A 17,143-nucleotide genomic window follows, 5' to 3' on the forward strand; every position below is an offset into this window, starting at 1 on the left:
CGGGATTACGACCATGGCGAAGCGTGACGAGGCCCGCGAGGGCCCGAGCCAGCGGCAATTGCGTGTCGGGGAGGAGATCCGCCGCGTGCTTGCCCGTGTCTTCGAGCGCGGCGAGCTGCACGAGCCGGCCCTGTCCGGCGTGCGCATCACCCTGTCGGAGGTCAGCGTCTCGCCGGACCTGCGCAATGCCACGGTCTGGGTGATCCCGCCGATCGACGGCGAGATCGCCGACATCCTGCCGATCCTGAGCCGCGTCGCCGGCCGGCTCTCCGGCCAGGTCGCCCGCGAGGTGCGGATGAAGTTCGCCCCGCGCCTGACCTTCAAGCGCGATACCGCCTTCGACGCCTCCCAGCGGATGAGCGCGATCCTGAACGATCCGGTGATCCGCCAGGACGTGGCGAACACCTCCGAAGACCCCACCGAAGACGGCGAGCCGGACGACAATGGCGCGTAGGAAGCGGGGCAATCCGGTCCATGGCTGGGTGATCCTCGACAAGCCCGTCGACATCACCTCCACCCAGGCGGTGGCGACCGTCCGCCGGGTGTTCGACGCCGCCAAGGCGGGCCATGCCGGCACCCTCGACCCGCTGGCCACCGGCGTGCTGCCGATTGCCCTGGGCGAGGCGACCAAGACCGTTCCCTATGTCATGGACGCCACCAAGGACTACGCCTTCACCGTGCGCTGGGGCGAGGCCACGTCGACGGACGACGCCGAGGGCGAGGTGGTGGCGAGCAGTGAGGGTCGGCCGGATGAGGCCGCAATCCTTGGCGTGCTCGACCGTTTTGTTGGCGAAATAGAGCAGGTTCCCCCGAAGTTCTCCGCCATCAAGGTCGACGGCGAGCGCGCCTATGACCTGGCCCGCTCCGGCGAGCAGGTCGAGCTCGACTCCCGGCGCATCGAGATCCTGGATCTGCGCCTGGTGGACATGCCGAGCCGGGACGAGGCGCGGTTCAGCGTGACCTCGGGCAAGGGCGCCTATATGCGCTCGCTGGCCCGCGATCTGGCGTTGGCGCTCGGCACGGTCGGCCATATCCGCGATCTGCGGCGGCTTCGGGTCGGACCGTTCTCGGCCGAGCGCGCGATTTCGCTGGATTCCCTGGCGGAGCTGATGCATAACCCCGCCTCTTTAGAGCACCTGCGGCCCGTTGAGACCGCGCTGGACGGCATCCCGGCGCTGGCCTTGAAGGGTCCCGAGGCGACGACGCTGCGCAACGGACAGGGTGTTCCGGTCTATCGCTCGATGGATCGGGACCGGTTCGGTGATCTGCAGGAAGGCGATCTGGTCTATGCCACCGACGGCACGGTCCCGGTCGCCATCGCGCGGATCGAAAGCGGCGCCATTCGTCCGGTCAGGGTGCTGAACCTCTAGATAAGGAGAGGACGATGTCGATTACTGCAGAGCGCAAGGCAGAGCTCATCAAACAATATGCCCAGAAGGAAGGCGACACCGGGTCACCCGAGGTGCAGGTCTCTATCCTGAGCGAGCGCATCGTCAACCTGACCGAGCACATGAAGACCCACAAGCACGACTTCCACTCGCGTCGGGGTCTGCTGATGATGGTCGGCCAGCGCCGCCGTCTGCTGGACTATCTGAAGAAGAAGTCCAACGACCGCTATTCCGCGCTGATCACCAGCCTGGGCCTGCGCCGCTAAGCGTGCGGGGATCGGTAAGCCGGTAGGCTCGCCGACGACACGACGAGACACGAACCCCGGATGGCCCCTGGCTTTCCGGGGTTTTGTCGTCTTCGGGTCTCGGGCACGTCCGCGTTGACCCACGGGGCGTTCCGTGTCAAAGAACGCGCGCGCAAAAAGAGACGAAATATGAGAACCGAAGGCCGCCATTGGGGCGCCATGACGCAAGGAGCGTCCATTTTTCCTTCATCGCACTTTTAGATCGCGAGTCACCATCGGCTGTGCGCTGCCGGTGGTCGGTCGTGTTGGTCCATCCGGTCGCGGGCATCCACCGCGGCACGGGCCGACCGGAGGGAAAAGGGGAACGCGGCGGGTCATGTTCGTCGGTTCGGAACTGAGGAATGACACGTAATGTTCGACGTCTACCGCAAGGAAATCGAATGGGGCGGGCGCACGCTCACCCTGGAGACCGGCAAGATGGCCCGCCAGGCCGACGGTGCGGTTCTCGCCCGCTACGGCGACACCGCCGTTCTCTGCACCGTGGTCGCCGCCAAGACGCCGCGCCCGGGCATCGACTTCTTCCCGCTCTCGGTCCACTACCAGGAGAAGACCTACGCCGCGGGCAAGATCCCCGGCGGCTTCTTCAAGCGTGAGGGCCGTCCGAGCGAGAAGGAGACCCTGACCTCCCGCCTGATCGACCGGCCGATCCGTCCGCTCTTCGTCAAGGGCTTCAAGAACGAGGTGCAGGTGATCTGCACGGTTCTCGCCCATGATCTGGAGAACGATCCCGACATCGTCGCCATGGTCGGCACCTCGGCCGCCCTGTGCCTGTCCGGCGCCCCGTTCCTGGGCCCGATCGGCGGTGCGCGCGTCGGCTACAAGGACGGCGAGTACATCCTGAACCCGACCATGGACGTGACCCGCACCGAGAGCGAGCTCGACCTGGTCGTCGCCGGCACCGAAGAAGGTGTGCTGATGGTCGAGTCGATGGCCTCCGAGCTGTCGGAAGAGATCATGCTCGGCGCCGTCAACTTCGGTCACGACAGCTTCCAGCCGGTGATCAAGGCGATCATCGAGCTGGCCGAGGCCGCCGCGAAGGATCCGATGGATCTGCCGGAGAGCCCGCTGGACCTGGACGCCATCCGCGGCAAGCTCGAGGCGGCCTGCAAGGCCGACCTGGAAGCCGCCTATGACGAGCCGAACAAGTCCGAGCGCCAGAACAAGCTCGCGGCCGCCAAGGACAAGGCCCTCGCCGCGATCGAGGACGAGGCCGAGAAGGAAGCCGCCAAGGGTCTGATGAAGGGCCTGGAGGCCGACATCGTGCGCGGCCGAATCCTGGACACCGGCAAGCGCATCGACGAGCGCGACACCAAGACGGTGCGCCAGATCGTGGCCGAGGTCGGCCTGCTGCCCCGGACCCACGGCTCGGCGCTGTTCACCCGCGGCGAGACCCAGGCGATGGTCGTCGCCACCCTGGGCACCGGCCAGGACGAGCAGATCATCGACGCGCTTGAGGGCGAGTACCGCGAGCACTTCCTGCTGCACTACAACTTCCCGCCGTTCTCGGTGGGCGAGGCGGGCCGCGTCGGCTCCCCGGGCCGTCGCGAGATCGGCCACGGCAAGCTGGCCTGGCGGGCGGTGAAGCCGCTGCTGCCGAGCAAGGAAGCCTTCCCCTACACCCTGCGCGTGGTCTCCGAGATCACCGAGTCCAACGGCTCGTCGTCGATGGCGACGGTCTGCGGCACCTCGCTGTCGCTGATGGACGCCGGCGTGCCGCTGGCCCGTCCGGTGGCCGGCATCGCCATGGGTCTGATCAAGGAAGGCGACAAGTTCGCCGTCCTGTCCGACATCCTGGGCGACGAGGATCACCTGGGCGACATGGACTTCAAGGTCGCCGGCACCGACAAGGGTGTCACCGCCCTGCAGATGGACATCAAGATCACGTCCATCACCCGCGAGATCATGAAGGTCGCGCTGGAGCAGGCGAAGGACGGCCGGATGCACATCCTGGGCGAGATGGGCAAGGCGCTCACCTCGGCCCGCGACGGTGTGTCCGACACCGCGCCGAAGATGATCTCCATCAAGATCCCGGTCGACAAGATCCGCGACGTGATCGGCTCGGGCGGCAAGGTGATCCGCGAGATCTGCGAGGTCACCGGGGCGAAGATCGACATCGACGACGACGGCACCGTGAAGATCGCCGCCGTCGAGCAGGCCTCGCTCGACGCCGCGCATAACTGGGTCTACTCGCTGACCGCCGAGCCGGAAGTGGGCAAGATCTACGACGGCAAGGTCGTGAAGACCCTCGATTTCGGCGCCTTCGTGAACTTCCTCGGCCCGAAGGACGGTCTGGTGCATATCAGCCAGCTCACCTCGGCCAAGCGTCCGGAAGCGGTCACCGAGGTCGTCAAGGAAGGCGACAAGGTGAAGGTCAAGGTCATCGGCTTCGACGACCGCGGCAAGGTCAAGCTGTCGATGAAGGTCGTCGATCAGGAGACCGGCGAAGACCTGGAAGCCGCCGCCGAGTAACTCGGTCCGGCTTCGACGGAAATCAGCGGCGCGGCAGCCTCGGTTGCCGCGCCGTTTTTTTGCTTGCCGATCTTCTCCCTTCTCCGTCATCCGGAAACAAGTTCGGGATGACGGAGAAGGGAAGTGTGCGTAGTGGGCGGTGGGTACTGGGCAGCGTCTCAGCCTGTCATTTTCCCGCCACCCTCCCTGCGCTATTCTCCGCGGCCATCCCATCCGGAGACACCGATGCCCGCACGCCCCTTCACCCCGCCCCGCCTGATCGGCCATCGAGGGGCGAAAGCCCTGGCGCCGGAGAACACCCTGGGCTCGATCCGCGCGGCCAAGGCGGCCGGGGCGGCCTGGGTCGAGATCGACGCCAAGCTCGCCGGCGACGGGGTGCCGGTGCTGATGCACGACGCCAGCCTGGACCGGACCACCGATGTGCAGGGACCCGTCGTCGCGCGCGGTTCCGCCGAGCTGGCGACGGTGGATGCCGGAAACGGCGAAGGCGTGCCGACCCTGGCCCAGTGCCTCGCCCTGTGCCGCGAGATCGGCCTCGGCCTGGATCTGGAGATCAAGCCGGATGCCGGCACCGGCTCGGCGACCGCCCGGGCGGTGCTCGCGGTGCTGGCGGCCGAGGGCTGGGGGCCGGAAGACCCGATCGTCATCACCTCGTTCAGCCGCAATGCGCTCCGTGTGGTGCGCGACGCGGCACCCGACTACATCCGCGGTCTGCTGCTGACCGGCCGGCCGGCCGACTGGCGCGAGGCGGCGCGCGACCTGGCCGTGGACGCGGTCATCCCCGGCACCCGGGACGTGCTCGGGCCGGAGGACGTGACGGCCATCGTGGCGGGCGGCTGGCTGCCGATGGTCTATACCGTTAACGATCCGCAACGGGCCAGGGAGCTCTACGACTGGGGCATGGTCTCCATCGTCACCGACGACCCGCCGGCGCTGCTCGGCCTTTAGAGCAAATCACGATCAGATGGAAACATCGGCTCGTGTGAATTTGCTCTATCTCTAATGGGTTAGACCGCTCAGACGATCGGCCGGACCTCGGCGGGCGGCGCCGTGGTGATGGCGTCCAGGTTGGCGATCAGCACCAGATCGACGGACTCGGCCGCCTTGGTCGCCGCCGTCGCCACCTCCAGCCCGGCCACGGTGCGGGCCAGCGCCGGGGCGGCGCTGCGATGCTCCAGCCAGTGCGACAGGAACAGCCCGGCGAACAGGTCGCCGGTGCCGAAGAACGGCCGGTCGTGCCAGGGCGAGCGGGCGACCCAGTTCTCGGTCGCCGTCACCGCCACCACGGCCAGACGGTCGCCGTCGGGCACACCGGTGGCGACCACCACCTGCGGCCCCCATTCCAGGATCGTCACGGCCGCGTCATGGGCGTCGGCCACGCTTTCGACCCGATGGCCGGACAGCCGCGCCAGCTCGAAAGCGTTCGGCGTGATGATGGTGGCCCGCGGCACCAGCCGCTCGCGGAAGGCGTTCTCGATCCCGTCGCGCACGAAGACCCGCCCGTGGTCGCCGATCACCGGATCGCACAGATACACCGCCTCCGGGCTCGCCGCCTCGATCGCGTCCAGCACCCCGGCGAAGGCGCGGCCGGTCTCCGCCGTGCCGAGATAGCCGGAATAGATCCCTTCCACCCCATGCCAGCCGGTGTGGTTGGCGACGCCGCGCAGCAGCTCGGCGATCTCGTGTCCCTCGCGCACCGAGCCGGTGAACTTCTTGTGGCCGGGATGGTTGGAGAAGCTGACCGTGTCGACGCGCCAGACCTCGTGGCCCCGGTGTTCCAGGGCCGGAACCGCGGCGGCGTTGCCCACATGGCCGACGGCGACATGGGAGGAGAGGGCGAGGATCGGCATGACCCCGTCATAACCGGTTCGGCCGGCCTCGTCAGCGGGACAAATCCGGTGCGTTGTCGAGTGCCGCGCCGGCGGCTAGGCTCGCCGGCAGCAAATCGAACCCGAACCAGTGGAAACGCTCGCCCATGACCGCCGTCACCCGTCCCCGCCGCTCCGTCCTCTACATGCCGGGCTCCAACCCGCGCGCCCTCGACAAGGGCCGCAGCCTGCCCTGTGACGGCATCGTCATGGATCTGGAAGACGCGGTCGCCCCCGACGCCAAGCAGGCGGCGCGCGACGCCATCGCCGCGGCGCTGGCGGCCGGCGGTTACGGCAGCCGGGAGATCCTGATCCGGGTCAACGGGCTGGACACCCCCTGGGGCCATGACGATCTGGTCTTCGCCGCCGGCCAGCCGGCCCATGGCATCATCCTGTCCAAGGTCGAGAGCGGCGGCACGGTCCGCCAGGCGGAGTCGTTGCTGGAGCGAAACGGTGCGCCGGACGCGATGGGGATCTGGTGCATGGTCGAGACCCCGCGCGGCGTGCTGGCGGCTCAGGAGATCGCCGCGTCGACGCCGCGCATGGCGGGGTTGATGCTCGGCACCAACGACCTGGCCAAGGACCTGCACTGCCTGCACACGCCGGACCGTATGCCGCTGATGACCTCCTTCGGGCTCTGCCTTCTGGCGGCCCGGGCCCATGGCATCGCGATCCTGGACGGCGTGCATGCGGATCTGAACGACGACGAGGGGTTTGCCGCGGTCTGCCGCCAGGGGCGGGAACTGGGTTTCGACGGCAAGACGCTGATCCATCCCAAGACCATCGCCGCGGCCAATGCCGCCTTCTCGCCGCGCGCGGAGGACATCGCCTGGGCCCGCAGGATCGCCGAGGCCCATGCCGCCGCCATGGCCGAGGGCAAGGGCGTGCTGCAGGTCGACGGCAAACTTGTGGAGGGCCTGCACGTTGCCGAGGCGCAACGGCTGGTCGCCATGGCGGACATGATCCGGGAACTGGAGGGCTCGGCGGCGTAGGCGCACCTCACACCGTCTCCTGACGCACGTCAGGATGACGGGTGGGGTGTGGGAAGCGGGCGCCGGCCGCCTAGACCGTCGTCTCCGCCATCTTCAGGATCAGCCGCCACTGGGCGTCGGTGACCGGCACCACGGACAGACGGGATTGGCGGACGAGGGCGAAGTCCTCCAGTTCCGGCGCGGCCTTGATGTCGGCCAGGGTCACCGGCTTGGCCACCGGCTGGATCGCCTTGATCGTTACCATACCGAAACGCCCGGACTTGTCGGTCGGGTCCGGGTGGTATTCCTCGATCACCTCGACGATGCCGACGATCTGCTTCTCGTTGACCGAGTGGTAGAAGAAGCCGCGGTCGCCGACCTTCATGGCCTTCATGTTGTTGGCGGCCTGATAGTTCCGCACCCCGTCCCAGCCTTCGCCCACATCGCCCTTGCGAACCTGATCGTCCCAGGACCAGGTGCCCGGCTCGGATTTGAACAACCAGTACGCCATGGTGTCGGTGCCTCTCGCCTCGATGCTGCTCGGAGGATTTAGCCCGAGTTTGGGTGATCGATCCAACCCCTTCTCACTCCCCGGATTTATTCCGGGGCCTACCCGTCACCCCGCGCAGACTTCACCGATCGGGCGCTGGCCAGGGTGGGCTCTGGAATAAATCCGGGGAGTGGGAAGAGGGGTGGGTTCCTCTACGCCTTCACCCGCCCGGCGCCGATGGAGGGAGCCGCATCCGGGTCGAGCGGCCAGCGCGGGCGGGGGCGGAAGTCCATGCCGTCGATCAGACCGAGCGCCAGCCGCTCCTGCCCGGCCCAGGCGATCATCGCGCCGTTGTCGCCGCACAGCGCCAGGGGCGGCGCGACGAACCGCATGCCCCGGTCCTGCGCCAAAGCGGCCAGGGCGGCGCGGATCGTCCCGTTCGCCGCCACGCCGCCGGCGACCACCAGCGGCCGGCCGGCCAGGCCCTCGGCCTCCAGCAGATCGACGGCGCGCCGGGTGCGGTCGACCAGGGACGCGGCGACCGCCTTCTGGAAGGCCGCGGCGATGTTCGCGATGCCGCCGGCGTCCAACCCGTCGCCAGCTTCCTCCACCCGCCGCCGCACGGCGGTCTTCAGGCCGGAGAAGGAGAAGTCGCAACCCGGCTTGCCGACCATGGGACGCGGCAGCTCCACCTTGGAGGCGTCGCCCGAGGCTGCTGCCCGCTCTACCGCCGGTCCGCCCGGATAGCCCAGGCCCAGCAGCTTCGCCGTCTTGTCGAAGGCCTCGCCCACCGCGTCGTCGATGGTGGTGCCGAGCCGCCGGTAGCGCCCCACCCCCTGGACCAGCAGCAACTGGCAGTGTCCGCCGGAGACCAGCAGCAGCAGATAGGGAAAATCGATCCCATCGGTCAGCCGCGCGGTCAGGGCGTGGCCTTCCAGGTGATTGACCGCCAGGAACGGCTTGCCATGGGCGCTGGCGATCGCCTTGGCCAGGGTGGCGCCGACCAGCACGCCGCCGATCAGGCCGGGTCCCGCCGTCGCCGCCACGCCGGCCAGATCGGCGAAACCGAGCCCGGCCTCCTGCATCGCCCGGGCGACGATGGCGTCGAGATGGTCGAGATGGGCGCGGGCGGCGATCTCCGGAACCACGCCGCCGTAGACCCGGTGATCGTCGAGCTGACTCAGCACCACGTTCGACAGAATCCGCCGATCGCCGTCGACCACTGCCGCGGCGGTTTCGTCACAGCTCGTTTCTATGCCTAGAATAGCGTGCGGGCCGGAAGGCACGGCGCGGTCTCCCTTTCGATCGTGCCTCGGTCTACACGAAACCCGCGGTGATGACACTCCGCTAGACAGAGGCGAGACGAGACCTCCATGACCACCAAGATCATACTCGGCTCGCGCGGATCGGCGCTGGCCCTCGCCCAGACCCGAGAGACCCGCGAACGGCTGATGGCCGCCTGGCCGGAACTGCGGGGGGACGGCGCCATCGAGATCCGCACGGTGAAGACCACCGGCGACGTGGTCCGCGACCGGCCGCTGGCCGAGCTCGGCGGCAAGGGGCTGTTCATCAAGGAGGTGGAGGGCGAGCTGCTTTCCGGCGCCATCGACGCCGCCGTCCATTCCATGAAGGACATGGAGACCACCATCGCCGAGGGCACGATCCTGGCGACGGTGCTGCCGCGCGAGGACCCGCGCGATGCCTTCATCTCGCCCCACGCGGACAGTTTCGAGGCCCTGCCCCAGGGCGCGCGGGTCGGTACCGCCTCGGTGCGGCGCGCGGCCCTGGTGCTGAACCGTCGTCCGGACCTGCAGGTGGTGATGTTCCGCGGCAACGTGGACACCCGCCTGCGCAAGCTGCACGACGGCGAGGCGGACGCCACCTTCCTGGCGGTCTGCGGCCTGAAGCGGCTGGAGATGGAGCACGCCATCACCCGGATCATGGAGCCGGACGCCTTTCCGCCGCCGGTCAGCCAGGGCGCCATCGGCGTGCAGTGCCGTGACGGCAACGCCTCGGCCCGCGACGCCGACATCGCCCGCTGGCTGAGCGCCCTGGACGATACGCCGAGCCGGGCGCGGGTGACGGCGGAACGGGCGATGCTCGCCGCCCTGGACGGGTCCTGCCGCACCCCGATCTCCGGCCATGCGGTGCTCGACGGCGACCGGCTGACCCTAAGCGGTCTGGTCCTGTCGCTGGACGGCACCCAGAGCCACGCCGGGATGGCAAGCGCCGCCGCCGGCGACGCCGAGGCGCTCGGGCGTGGGGTGGGCGAGGACATCCTGTCGCGCTGCGGGCGCGGCTTCCTCGCCTGACGTCGGATGGCGGCACGACGGGTCATCGTCACCCGGCCCGCGGAGGCCGCCGCCGATCTCCAGGCCGAGCTGGCCGCCCGGGGGATCGAGGCGCTGGCGGCGCCCATGCTGACGGTCGAGACGATAGAGCCGGAGGACGCGCTCCCCACGGCTCTCCAGGCGGTCCTGGTGACCAGCGGCAACGGGGCGCAGGGCGCGGCACGGCTGGGGCTGCGGCGGGATCTGCCGGTGTTGGCGGTCGGCGACGCCACTGCCCGGGCGGCGGCCGAGGCCGGCTTCACCGCGGTGACGAACGCGGCGGGGGACGCGGCCTCGCTGGTCGATCTGGTGGCACGCGCCTGCCGGCCCGAGGCCGGTCCGCTGGTCTGGGTCAGCGGCGAGGCGGTCAGCACCGATCTGGTGGCGGCGCTGGAGGCCAGGGGCTACACGGTGATCCGCCGGATCGCCTACCGCACGGCGATGGCCGCGACCCTGCCGTCCGAGGTTGTCGCCGGCCTGCGCGCGGGGGCGGTGGAGGGGGTCCTGTTTTTCTCTCCCCGCAGCGCGGAGGCCTTTGCTAGGCTCGCGCACGGGCTTGAGCTGGAGGCCGCCTGCGCGACCGTGTCGGCCTATTGTCTGAGCGACCCGATCGCGCGCATGGCCTCGAAACTGGCGTGGCGCACCATACATGTAGCTGAGACCCCGACGAAGGCGGCGCTGATCGCGGCGGTGGTTGAAGGCGGGTCCGATCGCAAGGTGGAGAAGGATTGATCCATGGCGGAGACGCCTAAGGCCGAGAACGAAACAGGCGGTACCGTGAGTGGCGCCGAGGGTGCCGACACGCTGAGCGCGACGTCGTCGACCGTGGCGCAGGATCGCGCCGCGGGTGCGGGCGACGATGCCCTGGCGGTCGGCCCCGACGGCGCGTCCGACAGCCTTTCCGGCATGGCGGCCTCCGGTACCGTGGATGGCGGCGCGGGCCAGGACTCGCTGGCCGGCATCCAGGGGACGGACACGGCAGGTACGACCCCCGCAGGCACGACCCCCGGCCCCTGGGCGGCGTCGAGCGATTCCCTCTCCGGCGACGATACGCCCCTGTCCGATCCGGCGGAGACCCCGGAGCCGGCCCCGACACGCCCAAGCGCCGGTGGCGGCGGGAGTGGGGGCGGCGGGGCGACCCGCCTGGTCGTCTTCCTGCTCCTCATCGTTCTGATCGGCGGCGTCGGGTATGCCACCTATCCCGAGTGGCGCGACGAGGCGGTTCCCTATGCCGAGATGATCGGCGTGACCCTGCCCGAGGCACCGGCGGAGACCGACCCGGATGCGCCGACACCGGTTACGTCGGGCGATACCGCCGCCCCTGCGGCGGACAGTACGCCTCCGGCTGCGTCCGACTCCGCCACATCCGCCCAGACCGACTCCGCCCAGACCGAGCCCGCTGCCACGGAGTCTGGCCCGTCCACGTCTGACCCGGCCGCAGTCGCCACCGCGCCGCGGAGCGATCCGGCGGTATCGGCCGAGGCCTTCGAGGCGTTGAGCGACCGGGTGGCGACGCTGGAAGCCGAGATCGACCGGCTGTCCGAGGCTCCCTCCGGAACCCCGACCGCCGGCTCCGACGGCGCCGGCGAGGACCTGGGCGAGCGCATCGCCGCGCTGGAAAGCCGGTTCACCGCGCTGGCCGACGAGATGGCGATCGTGCGCCAGGGACTGGGCATCGCGGACGAGACCGACGGCGTCTCCGCCGTTGCCTCGGACCTGTCGGGCCGCCTGTCCGAGCTGGACAGCCGGATTTCGACCCTGGAGACCCGGGACTCCGGCCCACCGCCGGTCACGTCCGAGGACCTCGCCGCCCTGCGCGAGCGGGTCAGCGGGCTGCAGACGGCGTCGGAAGGCGGCGATGAAGACTTGGTGTCGCGGATTGACGCCCTGGCGGCCACGCAGAAGGAACTGGCCGACAAGGTCGCCCAGGGCCGCAACCAGCAGGAGCAGGCCGGCGCCTTCCTGCTGGCCACCAATCTTCTGGCCGCCGCCAGCAACGACAGCGGTGCCTTTTCCGCCGAACTGGATGCGGTGGAGTCGGCCGCCCTCGATCAGCCGGAGATCGATACGGCGATCGGCACCCTGCGGACTCATGCCGGCGGCGTGCCGTCGGAGGCCGACCTGCGGTCGCGCTTCCCGACGGTCGCGGCCTCGATCATCGACGCCTCCCTCGTCGGTGCCGGCGACGACGTGGTCGGCACCGCGCTCACCCGCATCGCCGCGCTGGTCACCCTGCGGCGCACCGAGACCGCGGACGGCGACGACATCGACGCCATCATCAACAGGGCCGAGGCGGCCGCCAATGCCGGCGACCTGCCGGGGGCCGTCGCGGCCCTCGGTGCACTGGATGGCGACCCGGCCAAGGTGGCGCAACCCTGGATCGCGGAGGCGCAGGCGCGCATCGCCGTCGATCGGGCCGTGCGCAGCCTGCAGTCGCGGGCCCTGGCCACGCTGTCGGGGGGCTGATCCATGCGCCGTTCCCTGATCTACCTCGTTCAGCTCGCCGTCTTCGTCGCCGTCGCCGTCTGGCTGGTGCAGAACCCCGGCGGCGTCCGGGTCGACTGGCTCGGCTGGCGGCTGGAGACCCCGTTCGCCCTGTTCCTGCTGGTGATCGGCATCGCCCTGTGGATCGCCGCCGTCGGCTGGCGGGCGGCTCTGGCGACCATGCGCGCGCCGTTCTCCTTCTGGCGCCACCGCAGCGCCCACCGTCACGAGGAAGGCTACAAGGCCCTGGTCCAGGGCATGGCCGCGGTGGCCGTCGGGGATGGCGAGGAGGCCAAGCGGCTGGCGCGCGAGGCAGACCGGCTGTTGCGCGAGCCCAGCCTGACCCGTCTGCTGTCGGCCCAGGCCGCTGCGCTGAGCGGCGATGCCGCCGCCGCCGCCCGCTATTTCGCCGCCCTGCGCGACGATCAGGAGACCGCCTTCATCGGGCTGGTCGGGCTGATGCGGCTGGCCGATGCCCGGGGCGACGACGCCCATGTGCTGGAACTGGCGGAGGAGGCGCACAAGCTGCGGCCGACCTCGGTGCAGGTGGCCACGACCAGGATCTTCGGTCTGGCCCGCGCGGGCCGCTGGGCCGAGGCGCAGGCGGCCCTGTACGACGCGGTGAAGCGCGGTCTGATCCCGCGTCCCGAAGGCCGCCGGCATCGCGCGGCCCTGCTGATCGAGCGCTCGCGGCTGGCCGAGACCCAGACGGAATCCCTGGACCTCGCCTCCAAGGCGCGCGAGAGCCAGCCCGACTTCGTGCCGGCCATCGTCGCCGAAGCGACCCTGCTGGGCGCCACCGGTCGCAAGGACAAGGCCCGCAAGCTGGTCGGCGACCAGTGGAAGCAGGCCCCGCACCCGGACCTGGCCGAGACGATGCGGAGCCTGTGGGACGGCGAGTCCGTGTCGATGCTGCTGCGTAAGATCCAGTCCATGGTGGAGAAGCTTCCGGATCATCCCGAAAGCCGTCTGGCGGTTGCCGAGACGGCGCTCGACGGCGATTTCTGGGGCGAGGCCCGGGCCCAGCTCTCCGCGCTGGATCCCGAGGATGTCGGGCCCCGGGCCTGCGCGCTCTGGGCGCGGCTGGAGGAAGGCGAGCACGGCAACGTCACCGCGGCGCGCCAGTGGTTGGAGCGGGCGGCCTACGCGCCGAGCGATCCTGCCTGGACCTGCGATTCCTGCGGGGCGGTCGCCGCGCAATGGATGGCGACCTGCGGCAATTGTGGCGCCTTCGATACGGTCGGCTGGACCCGTCCGCCGCGCGTTGCGGTGGTGCCCCCAGCCCTGGTCACCCAGGACGGCGACGCGGTCGGCCCGATCGTGGACCTGACCGCCGACGTCGAGGAAACGCCGAAACCCTCGTCTTCCGGTGCCGCCAGCGCCGCCTAGATCCAATCACGATCCGATGGAAACATCCGCTCGTGGGAATGTGCTCCATGTTTAATGGGATAGAGGGCGATTCACGGTACAGATCGTTTCGATCTGAACCGATCGCGCTCTAGCGGAGACCAGGCCGAGCGGCTTGACCGCGGGGCCAGGCTGAGGGCCCAGGCTTGGGGGCGGGGCGCCGGCAAGGTGCGCGAATCGGCGAAATGCTTGACGTCAGGCTTAAGGGAATACTAATAGGGTGTTGGCAGTTTGCCGCGAATTGGGTAGAATTCGTTTTATCTGGCGAGAATGCCAGGTGGCTAAGACCGCGCAGGCGTTGATGGCAACACGTCTGAGCCGTCCAGAAAGGACACTGTCATGGTCGCGACGATCGATAGCGCGACCGGCGGCACGAACACTGTCGCCGTATCGTCATCATCCGGGTCGCTGACGGCAACCGCGCGTCAGCAACCGACCTCGAGTCGCTCCGCCGAGAAGAGCGAGCCGCCGAAGTTCCGCCCGTTCCTGCCCAATGATCCCGGCTATATCACCGTCGAGCCCGACGGCCGCGACGATGTGAGCTTCCGTGACCGCCTGCGTCAGGCGATCGAAGCCGTCGCCAGCGCCTTCGCGTCCGGCGAGGGGGTCACCGCGATCGTCGACCGGGTGTTCGGCGAGATTTCCAAGACCCTGGACGAGGCCGAGGCCAAGGGCGAAGAGGTCGCGGTGCAGCTGCGGATCGCGTCCCTCGACGTCTCCGTGGCGGATGGGGCCGGGGGCAGTACCTTCGCCTCGATCCGGCAATTCGCCCTGGAGGTCGGCGTGGCCCGCAACGGCAAGGTCGCCGCCGAGGACACGCGGGTGCTCGCCACCGACGGCAGCAGCCTGGGTCTCAGCCAGCAGCAGATCCGTACCGGTCTGACCAGCGGCAACTACGCCCGGGTCGATACCGGCAGTTCCGACGGCAAGCTCAGCGACGCCGCACGCGAGCGGCTGGCCGCGGCGCGCAGCGGGCTGGAGCGGGTCAAGGCCGTGCAGGATGCGCTCGCCGCCTTCCGCCTCGGCAACGAGGTGCCGCTGCGGGATCTGTTCGACGGCAAGGGGAGCGGCTCCTCGGAAAAGAGCGGTTCCCTGGGGCAGGTCTTTCCCGGGATCGGCGCCCTCTCCTTCCGCTGATCGCACGCCAGAAATCGGGTGGGCGGTGACGCGACGCTTGCATCGCCGCCACTTCCTCCGTATCTAGTGCGCCGAACTCGATTGGTGTCCCGGCACCTGCGGGGCCGCAATAGCTCAGATGGTAGAGCAACGCATTCGTAATGCGTGGGTCGGGGGTTCAAGTCCCTCTTGCGGCACCATCTCCTCCGAAAAACGATCGCCGGCCAAACCCAGTTCTTCCGGGTTGCAGCGGGCTGCGTTTACGATCCTCGCGCGCTTCAACCGCCGCGGGCCGGATCAGTATGATGAATGACGCCGCTGCCGAACCGGGGTCCCGTGCCCGTTCTCGCCGTCCCGATATGCCCGGGGCCCGTTCCGTCCGGACGCTTCTGCCGATCCTGGTGATCCTGCCGGCAGTGCTGGCGGTGATCTATCTTCGCGGCCCGGATGCTTTCCTTCATCCCAATTTCTGGGCGGAGGACGGCAACATCTTCTTTGCGGACTGGCAGTCACTCGGGCTCGCCAGCCTGCTGCATCCCTATAACGGCTATCTTCACCTGGCGCCCCGGCTGGTGGCGGCCCTGGCGGGTGCCTTCCCGTTGGAGCAGACTCCCTTGGTCTACCTGATCGCGAGCCAGGCGATCGCCTTTTGGTGCGCCGTCACGATCTACCTGGCGATGCCGGAGCGGGGCCTGTTGCCGCCGCTGTTCCTCGCCCCGTTCCTCGCCATTGGCGCCACCGAGGTGCTGTCGTCGCCGACGAACCTGCAATGGATTCTGGCGCTCGGCCTGATCGCCGTGCTGCTCGCCCCGGCGCCGCGCACGACCGTCGGACGGGCGAACCATCTGGCCTTCGCGGTGCTGGCCGGCCTGTCTGGACCCTTCTCGCTGTTCGCTGTCGTGGCGGCGGTGCTGGCCCGGGTCGGTCTGCGGCTGCCGACCGACCGCGGCCAGTATCTGCTCGTCGCCGTGGTCGCCGGCGCGGCGGCGGCGCAGGCCCTGACCCTGTCCGGCACATACGGCTCCGAGGCCGGGTCCGTGACCGCCGCCAAGCTCTACGCGGCCTTCTTCGCCGTCCTGCGCAAGTCGATGGGCGGCAGCGTTCAGGCAATCGTCGTCTCTGCCGTGGTGCTGATCGGCGTGGCGGCGGGGCGCGACCGGGCGTGGCGGGCCGGCCTGGCGCTGTTCGCCCTGATCCTTACCCTGTCGATCTCCCTGCGCTTCGGCTCGGAGCCGGAGGTGTTTCCCCACGGGGTGAGCCAGCGGTACTTCTATGTCCAGTCGGCGGTCTGGCTGGCGGTCCTGATGTCGATGCTCTGGGATCCCGGCCTGCGGGTGGTGCGTCTGCTGGCGGCGGTCGGTCTCGTCCTGTACGGCATTTCCCTGTTCGACGGGAAGCTCGTGCGGCACCCCCGGAATCCCATCGACGACTGGCAAGCCGTCGTCGACCGGGCCGTCGAGGCGCCGATGCAGTACCGCTATCCGCCCGGTTGGAGCGTGATCGTCAAGCCGCGCTGAAGAGCGGCCTGGCGCGCTCAGCTTCCGGCGTTGCCGGGCAGCGGCAGGATCATGGCGTAGTCGCCGCCGTCGCGCAGGGCCTCGCGGATCCGCAGGAGTCCCTGCTGGTCGCGGCCGACGCCGGCGAACAGCCGCACATACTCGCCGGCCACCGTGCGGACTTCCACGAGGGTCGGGGTCTCGTCGCCCAGGATGTCGCGGTAGCGGCTCAGCAGCACTTCCCAACCCGCCAGGGCGGCCTCGTGGGAGCGGTAGCTGGCGAGATGCACCGCCCGCACCGCGCTGCTGGGCGGCGGCCAGGCGATGCGGCTGGTCCGCAGCTCCAGCCGTTCCAGCCGGGCCCGCAGGACGGCCTCGCCGTCGGTGTCGCCCCCGGAGATCCGGGAGACCGCCGCCGCCAGGGCCGTCACGTCATGCTGCAGGGAATCGACCTCCGCCTGCCGGGCGGGCTCGTCGGCATCGGGATACGCCGATGCACCGGGGCCGGACCGCTCAAGGGCCTGGAGCCGGTCGGCGATGGCAGCGGTCATCCGCTCCAGGCCGTCCAGCCGCTCGTCCCGGGTCCGCTGGGAGTCGAGCACCGGTTCGATGCGACGGTCGACGAGATGCGTCTGCCGGCCGCGTTCGCGCTCAAGCGCCTGCTGGACCGCGGCCTCGATCCGGGCCTGGCGCTGCTGCTCCGTCTCGAACACGGCAAACGAGCCGCATCCGGTCAGGGCGGCCAGACAGCCGATCACGATTGCATGCCGCATGAGGTCCATCGGCGCCCTCCCGTTTCCGGCAGTGTATCAAAGGCCG

The 17,143-nt window shown here is 69.6% G+C and carries 16 protein-coding genes and 1 tRNA gene; 13 read left to right on the forward strand and 4 right to left on the reverse strand.

Annotated elements, in window-relative coordinates:
- Positions 1 to 13 precede the first annotated feature (13 nt).
- From rbfA to G578_RS0122840, 5 genes are all read left to right on the forward strand, one after another.
- Entirely contained in the window at positions 14 to 454 is a 441-nt protein-coding gene (rbfA, locus tag G578_RS0122820; protein ID WP_028796201.1) for a 30S ribosome-binding factor RbfA, read from the forward strand.
- On the forward strand, positions 444 to 1,370 hold the full coding sequence (gene truB / locus G578_RS0122825; protein WP_028796202.1) for a tRNA pseudouridine(55) synthase TruB: 927 nt from the start codon (positions 444 to 446) through the stop codon (positions 1,368 to 1,370). The genes rbfA and truB overlap by 11 nt, the downstream gene beginning before the upstream one ends.
- A gap of 14 nt (positions 1,371 to 1,384) precedes the next feature.
- Positions 1,385 to 1,654 carry a 30S ribosomal protein S15 gene (gene rpsO, locus G578_RS0122830; protein ID WP_028796203.1) on the forward strand — a complete coding sequence of 90 codons (270 nt, stop codon included), beginning with the start codon at positions 1,385 to 1,387 and terminating at the stop codon, positions 1,652 to 1,654.
- A 390-nt stretch (positions 1,655 to 2,044) separates the two neighbouring features.
- Positions 2,045 to 4,162 (forward strand): polyribonucleotide nucleotidyltransferase, encoded by a 2,118-nt coding sequence (pnp, locus tag G578_RS0122835; protein ID WP_028796204.1) that lies wholly within the window; start codon positions 2,045 to 2,047, stop codon positions 4,160 to 4,162.
- 225 nt (positions 4,163 to 4,387) lie between these two features.
- On the forward strand, positions 4,388 to 5,110 hold the full coding sequence (locus tag G578_RS0122840) for a glycerophosphodiester phosphodiesterase family protein (protein WP_028796205.1): 723 nt from the start codon (positions 4,388 to 4,390) through the stop codon (positions 5,108 to 5,110).
- A gap of 68 nt (positions 5,111 to 5,178) precedes the next feature.
- Here the strand turns inward: G578_RS0122840 and pdxY are convergent, their stop codons facing one another.
- A complete protein-coding gene (pdxY, locus tag G578_RS0122845; protein ID WP_028796206.1) occupies positions 5,179 to 6,012 on the reverse strand; it encodes a pyridoxal kinase in 834 nt (277 codons plus the stop codon).
- Between the two features lie 125 nt (positions 6,013 to 6,137).
- Between pdxY and G578_RS0122850 the strand changes: the two genes are divergently transcribed.
- On the forward strand, positions 6,138 to 7,022 hold the full coding sequence (locus G578_RS0122850; protein ID WP_028796207.1) for an HpcH/HpaI aldolase/citrate lyase family protein: 885 nt from the start codon (positions 6,138 to 6,140) through the stop codon (positions 7,020 to 7,022).
- Positions 7,023 to 7,092: 70 nt separating this feature from the next.
- Here G578_RS0122850 and G578_RS0122855 read toward each other — a convergent pair whose 3' ends face one another.
- Entirely contained in the window at positions 7,093 to 7,512 is a 420-nt protein-coding gene (locus G578_RS0122855; protein ID WP_028796208.1) for an EVE domain-containing protein, read from the reverse strand.
- Positions 7,513 to 7,703: 191 nt separating this feature from the next.
- On the reverse strand, positions 7,704 to 8,756 hold the full coding sequence (gene tsaD, locus G578_RS0122860) for a tRNA (adenosine(37)-N6)-threonylcarbamoyltransferase complex transferase subunit TsaD (protein WP_028796209.1): 1,053 nt from the start codon (positions 8,754 to 8,756) through the stop codon (positions 7,704 to 7,706).
- Between the two features lie 108 nt (positions 8,757 to 8,864).
- Here tsaD and hemC point away from each other — a divergent pair, with 108 nt between their 5' ends.
- The 7 genes from hemC to G578_RS0122895 all read left to right on the forward strand — a co-directional run bounded on the left by hemC (position 8,865) and on the right by G578_RS0122895 (position 16,345).
- Positions 8,865 to 9,803 (forward strand): hydroxymethylbilane synthase, encoded by a 939-nt coding sequence (gene hemC / locus G578_RS0122865; protein WP_028796210.1) that lies wholly within the window; start codon positions 8,865 to 8,867, stop codon positions 9,801 to 9,803.
- Positions 9,804 to 9,809: 6 nt separating this feature from the next.
- The gene (locus G578_RS0122870) at positions 9,810 to 10,553 is read left to right on the forward strand and encodes a uroporphyrinogen-III synthase (RefSeq protein ID WP_028796211.1); all 744 of its coding nucleotides are present in this window, start codon (positions 9,810 to 9,812) and stop codon (positions 10,551 to 10,553) included.
- 3 nt (positions 10,554 to 10,556) lie between these two features.
- A complete protein-coding gene (locus G578_RS30340) occupies positions 10,557 to 12,287 on the forward strand; it encodes a COG4223 family protein (RefSeq protein WP_028796212.1) in 1,731 nt (576 codons plus the stop codon).
- Positions 12,288 to 12,290: 3 nt separating this feature from the next.
- Complete coding sequence (locus G578_RS27825; protein ID WP_051245188.1) at positions 12,291 to 13,694, forward strand: heme biosynthesis protein HemY; 1,404 nt, start codon at positions 12,291 to 12,293, stop codon at positions 13,692 to 13,694.
- A gap of 357 nt (positions 13,695 to 14,051) precedes the next feature.
- The gene (locus G578_RS0122885; RefSeq protein WP_028796213.1) at positions 14,052 to 14,849 is read left to right on the forward strand and encodes a hypothetical protein; all 798 of its coding nucleotides are present in this window, start codon (positions 14,052 to 14,054) and stop codon (positions 14,847 to 14,849) included.
- A gap of 103 nt (positions 14,850 to 14,952) precedes the next feature.
- Positions 14,953 to 15,028, forward strand: a tRNA-Thr gene (locus tag G578_RS0122890).
- A 159-nt stretch (positions 15,029 to 15,187) separates the two neighbouring features.
- Positions 15,188 to 16,345 carry a hypothetical protein gene (locus G578_RS0122895; RefSeq protein WP_028796214.1) on the forward strand — a complete coding sequence of 386 codons (1,158 nt, stop codon included), beginning with the start codon at positions 15,188 to 15,190 and terminating at the stop codon, positions 16,343 to 16,345.
- A 17-nt stretch (positions 16,346 to 16,362) separates the two neighbouring features.
- Here G578_RS0122895 and G578_RS0122900 read toward each other — a convergent pair whose 3' ends face one another.
- The gene (locus G578_RS0122900) at positions 16,363 to 17,106 is read right to left on the reverse strand and encodes a hypothetical protein (RefSeq protein ID WP_028796215.1); all 744 of its coding nucleotides are present in this window, start codon (positions 17,104 to 17,106) and stop codon (positions 16,363 to 16,365) included.
- Positions 17,107 to 17,143: the final 37 nt, after the last annotated feature.

The sequence above is a fragment of the Thalassobaculum salexigens DSM 19539 genome, from assembly GCF_000423805.1.
Classification (GTDB): domain Bacteria; phylum Pseudomonadota; class Alphaproteobacteria; order Thalassobaculales; family Thalassobaculaceae; genus Thalassobaculum; species Thalassobaculum litoreum.